The organism is Zooshikella ganghwensis DSM 15267 (assembly GCF_000428585.1).
GTDB classification, from domain to species: Bacteria; Pseudomonadota; Gammaproteobacteria; order Pseudomonadales; family Zooshikellaceae; genus Zooshikella; species Zooshikella ganghwensis.
This window is the reverse complement of the sequence record NZ_AUAF01000228.1, coordinates 1-4,884: the sequence shown is the minus strand read 5'-3', so window position 1 is coordinate 4,884 and position 4,884 is coordinate 1. Positions and strand designations below refer to the sequence as shown.

The 4,884-nt window shown below is 41.1% G+C and carries 5 protein-coding genes; all 5 read right to left on the bottom strand.

Going from position 1 to position 4,884, the window contains the following annotated elements:
- Nucleotides 1-451: 451 nt before the first annotated feature.
- The 5 genes from F607_RS0124605 to F607_RS0124585 all read right to left on the bottom strand — a co-directional run bounded on the left by F607_RS0124605 (nt 452) and on the right by F607_RS0124585 (nt 4,229).
- On the bottom strand, nt 452-1,234 hold the full coding sequence (locus F607_RS0124605) for an ATP-grasp domain-containing protein (protein WP_027710165.1): 783 nt from the start codon (nt 1,232-1,234) through the stop codon (nt 452-454).
- Between the two features lie 112 nt (nt 1,235-1,346).
- Nucleotides 1,347-1,664, bottom strand: a complete 318-nt coding sequence (locus tag F607_RS0124600; protein WP_027710164.1) for a hypothetical protein — start codon at nt 1,662-1,664, stop codon at nt 1,347-1,349.
- A 106-nt stretch (nt 1,665-1,770) separates the two neighbouring features.
- A complete protein-coding gene (locus F607_RS0124595) occupies nt 1,771-2,283 on the bottom strand; it encodes a hypothetical protein (RefSeq protein ID WP_027710163.1) in 513 nt (170 codons plus the stop codon).
- Nucleotides 2,284-2,398: 115 nt separating this feature from the next.
- Nucleotides 2,399-3,736: a HEAT repeat domain-containing protein gene (locus F607_RS0124590; RefSeq protein WP_027710162.1), complete on the bottom strand. Its 1,338-nt coding sequence runs from the start codon at nt 3,734-3,736 to the stop codon at nt 2,399-2,401.
- Nucleotides 3,737-3,809: 73 nt separating this feature from the next.
- On the bottom strand, nt 3,810-4,229 hold the full coding sequence (locus F607_RS0124585; protein ID WP_027710161.1) for a hypothetical protein: 420 nt from the start codon (nt 4,227-4,229) through the stop codon (nt 3,810-3,812).
- Between the last annotated feature and the right edge of the window lie 655 nt (nt 4,230-4,884).

Here is a 4,884-nt window from a genome sequence, read left to right as displayed (position 1 = left end):
CAGTCGAAAGACATCATGCCATAATGCATTAGGGAAGGGTTTACGGGGTTTAGGACGCTGCCGCCAGGCTTCAAATTTAGCCTTGACGGCTTCCAAAGTTAAAGGGACATCTGGGGATGAATCGGCTTCCATAGTGCTTCTCCTGAACCATTAACGATGGAGGAAAAGGCTAACAGCAAGGGCTGGGGCGAGTCACGCACCAGTCCCGAGGGGACACAAATAATTGAATAAAAGGACCAAAAAGCGATAAAACAATCCAAGCTACAATCTGATTAGTGAACGATGCTATCACTATTGCAATCACTATGAGAGCTAGTATTATTTTGATGACTCTAGCCGGTCTTTTCATAGGCCTAACGCTTTGGTAATGTGCGCAGCCAAGCGTCACGTTGAACAGTTTATTTATGCTTGGCATGGGCATTGAGTTTATGGAGTGGAAGCGATTAGCAAATTAGGTATTTTCAGCAATCATTTTGCAAAAAACACCAGCGCTCCACGTTTTTTTATCTGACACTTGACCATCACCTAGCTCGACCAATCTAAGTACGCCGTCAGACCTCTGGATAACATCAATGGAATAGAATGGTGCATGGTGAGCTTTAGAGACATCCAACACAAGCTCTGGAACAACCCCATCAGGTGAATAGGCTTTGCCATTTACAACAAAATATCGTTTCTCTGTCTCAGGTAGGTACTCTTCAACTTTTCGAAGCGATATTCCCCCTTCGATTTCGCCTCTGTGCTCTTTAATAAGTGCAACAATCTCTAGGACTTCTCTAGGAGATTTAGCAATTGATCCACGCTCATTGTAATTTGACTTTACGTAGTCTTTAACGAAGAAGCTATCCCAACCAAGATCGCTTGCTAGTTTTTCTAAATCTTCCTCTGCGTTACTGAATACAGTCTCAGGAGTGAAGTCTACGCAGCTTTCATACCACTCAGGGAGGTGATGTGAGGAAACAAAACTGGAAGGAGACGTAAACATTGATCCCCCCTTTCGCTCAACCATTGATGCAAGCTTTCCATATAAAGACGGCGTAAGCATCCATCCACGATACAGTACGCAATCACCATCAATTACTTGTGGCTTCGGTTTAAGCTCATCAAACTCTAATGAGTCGTAATCAAACAGTGAGCAGTCTATACCCATAGATTTTAACAGTTCGTATTCGTCCCTAAAGGGACCATCTGCTGTATTTTTTTCTAATGGATCAAATGGAAAAATTATTCTCATAACTCGTTTTGCCTAACTACTAATAAACGTCACCCTTACGCAAACCTAACCTGATTGTAGGCTTTGTGGCTAGTGCTATCCAGTGGGGTGGGTAGGGAGCGGCTCTTACAGATTAAATAGCCCAAGTGCCGAAATTTTCTCCCGGCTGTTCCGCCAAAAGCAGAAAAGCTTGCCAACACTCTTCCAAAGACAGCTCATTTACTGAATACTCTAAATTACCTAGCGTAGCGTTTATCCCTGGGTGATTCCCGAAGCTTTCCCTATTCAATGCCCTTAACTCTGGTATCCACCTATCAACAATTTCTTCCCTCGCCGAGGATTGATTAGTGCCAAGAGTACTCTTTATCTGAACCAATAAGGAGCGAATTCGATCCTCTAGAGCTGCGGCTTTAAAGATATAATCTGTATTTGGGGATTCAAAATCTAACATATCTATTTAACTACTAATAAACGTCACTCTAGCGCAAACCTAAAGCATTGTAGCCCTTATGGTTAGCTGTATCCAGGGAGCTGGGTAGATACCAGCTCTTACCTGATTAGGCATTTACACTCCGCTCCATTTTTTGAACTACTAGATCACGAACTTTAGCTGAAAGAAAGTGTGACGGTATGTACTTTAAGCTGTACAAACGCCGCGATGGCCTAGCGGTTTCTTTAACAAAATTTAGTATTATTTGGGCATGCTCTTTATCCCATGCCCACAATAACTGACCTCGGACTTCCCACTGCCAATAAGCATCGGCAGGCCAATTTAATTTGTGCTTTCTGTTCGAATGGCAGTGGGAACATTGAACTAAACCATTTGTAAGGAGAGGATAGCCACCTTTGCCTGTATCGCCCCCACCTCTGAGATACTGACTTGATGTAGAAGGAGCCTTCCAGCTTATTTGAGAAGGAAATCTTTCGAGCACCGTCCAGCCACCCCAGGGATGTGTCGGCTTCGTTTCATCTGGACGAACGTCATTTTTCGATAGAAACTCGAATGGCTCTTCGAATTTCGCCAGCGCCCCACAATCGGGGCACTTAATATCAATTGGCTCATACTTCATTTTGATGCCTAACTATTAATGAACATCACTCTGACACAAACCTAACCCCATTGTAGGCCTTATGGCTAGCGGTATCCAAGGAGGCGGGTAGGGAGCGGCTCTTACCCGATTAGCTCTACACAGTTTTCATACCTAATGTATTTAATGTAAACAATATACTTCGATAACCTTTTTTTTCTAATTGGACTTGTGTCTCTTGGTACAATTCGCTCAGGGCATCTAATTGTCTAATGCTCGGTTGAGAATGGCTTTTATTGAACTCCCGATCCCAAATACTAAGAGACTCTTCTAACCTTACCTTCGTTATTCCATAATCGTTTTCTGGTGATCCAAGCAGCCTCATTAGAAACATGAGAGCTTCCCATTTATTAATTCTTCTCAAAAGCGTTAGGCAGGCTCGACCAGTATGGCTATATTCACTGCCAGAGAGAATTCTAAACAGATCTTCTGAACTTAACTTAATACCGTTCTTAGCAATAAGCCGAACTGCTTCCTTGCATACAGATGGCGAAGAGTCAGCTAGATATTCGGTAATCTGATCAAAATATGTTTCACCCTTCAGGCTAATCATGCATACCATAGCTTGCTTACGAACACTCGGGTAAATCGATTTAGTAAGAGGTATAATTTTATCGGTAGCATCTGTATGTCGTAGATAATCAAGCCCCCAAACTGAACACTTAAGGACGTGAGCGCTGCTTGAGGAGAGATTGAAAATGAGTTCATTCACAACGTCAAAACCGTTCGACAACAAATATTTTATTGCAATTTCCCGAATTGAAATATGCCTATCGTTTAGAAATTTTGTCACGAATTCTAAAGAGGGTTTATCTTGCAAATATATCTGAAAAGCTTCCCTCCGGATGGGCATGAATTTATCTAAGATGGCAATCCTAAGCACTTTTCTTTGCTGCTCGAGATCAAGTCCTCTTATATAGTGAGATGACTTAAGTCTTACGATAACATCGGGATGATTTATTCCTTTCTCTGCTAAATCACATATAGGTAGCAGTTTTTTCTTCAGCAAAACTAAAAATGCACACCTAGCAACTCGCAGATCCTCGTTATTCAATTCGTATAGCATAAACTCGCCACCATCTACAGTAGTAATGTAGTCTTCAACAGATGAAATTAGATCGTCATGATTGTCTCGACCACAGTTCTGAAGGTGATAGAGGTCTGGTAGGCTAACTATAAAAGCCCTCACATTCTCAGGCTTTTGAAGTAGAGTGATAGCTTTTTTGCTAGCAATTCTTACTTGTGGCACCCAATCATTGGCCCGAACAATAAGCGAAGGAATTGCTAGAGGGTTTCCAAGAACGCCTAGCCGGGTTACCGCATTCTCCCGTTTGTACCCATTCGAATGCTCTGTCATACGCAATAGATCATCCAAGCCTTCCTGTTTGCGAAAGCCTTTTAATAATCTCTGCAATAACGTCTTATTTTGATCCATGAGTATATCTTCGTTTTATAAAGAACTAACGCCTTAATGACAGGCCTCGCCAGGGGGCCTGTTGATTAATTTGTTATACGATATCACGGACCCAATAGCTGACCATATCAAAACCATTATTTTCTTTAACCCCCGGATAATTAGATAGCTCAACCATTCTTTTCCTTACCTGATCAGCCCCAAATGTTTTTACACAGGGAAGAACAAAGAGTTTATTGTTACTTGGATTAGGCTCCAACAATGCAGCTAATACTAAGTCATCTAACAGCGAAATTGGTACTGGCATGACCTTTTCCATTACCTTTGCAACAAACCACTTTTTTTGAGGATCTTTTAATGCCGCTATAAACCAAGATAAGGCTTCTGGGTTGTCTTTCGGCAAGTTGCTAGCTACGCTATTCACTATTTTCTGAATAGCATGATGCGACATATTTCTATCCTTTAAGTCGAAAGCTTCAAAATACTCTTTCGCTAGCTCATCAAAATTAACCATACTCTTACCGTATAACTATTAATTAACGTCACTTAAGGATAATTAACCGTTGCTATTTATGAGAATGATTTTTAGAAAAACCTATCATTAATCAAGCATATAATTGTTTCCTCTTGGTGAGCATGCCTGAAGCAAAGCGCCCCCTCAGTGAGTGTGTGTAGCCATAAAAAATCAAGCCTATGCACGACTACCGAGAGGGCACAAAGCTAAGTAAATCAATATATGCAACCTGTTGCACCTAATACCTATTAACTAATAAAGATTTGCCACAAGGCATCCTGCAACTTAAAGCATGAAAGTAAGAAATAGGTAGCCATTAGCCTCACAAGTCTATTGAGGATAGGTAGCATCTGCTTGAGAGCGAAAAAAGTGAGTACGAATGTACTCACAACATCACGCTAGAAGTCTTTTTTCATAAAGAAATAAGACTGGCGAAGTCTACCATGAAATATGGGAGATACGCCTTAACTCTATCTCTTTTATAAGTCCATCTATACTGCTTATGCTGTCATTGTCATGAAATAAAACTAAGGCGCTACCCATAATCAAATTGTTTGATTTAGTAATACGTAATACCAAAAGTGATACTAAATTACGTGAAAATCGTCAAAATAGCCGATAACAGAAGTTATCGGAAGTTTTTTCGAGGGGGTTG

Excerpts from the sequence above, each read along its gene's own strand:
- F607_RS0124605 (WP_027710165.1), bottom strand. The coding sequence starts at position 1,234 with ATGAGAATAATTTTTCCATTTGATCCATTAGAAAAAAATACAGCAGAT.
- F607_RS0124600 (WP_027710164.1), bottom strand. The coding sequence starts at position 1,664 with ATGTTAGATTTTGAATCCCCAAATACAGATTATATCTTTAAAGCCGCA.
- F607_RS0124595 (WP_027710163.1), bottom strand. The coding sequence starts at position 2,283 with ATGAAGTATGAGCCAATTGATATTAAGTGCCCCGATTGTGGGGCGCTG.
- F607_RS0124590 (WP_027710162.1), bottom strand. The coding sequence starts at position 3,736 with ATGGATCAAAATAAGACGTTATTGCAGAGATTATTAAAAGGCTTTCGC.
- F607_RS0124585 (WP_027710161.1), bottom strand. The coding sequence starts at position 4,229 with ATGGTTAATTTTGATGAGCTAGCGAAAGAGTATTTTGAAGCTTTCGAC.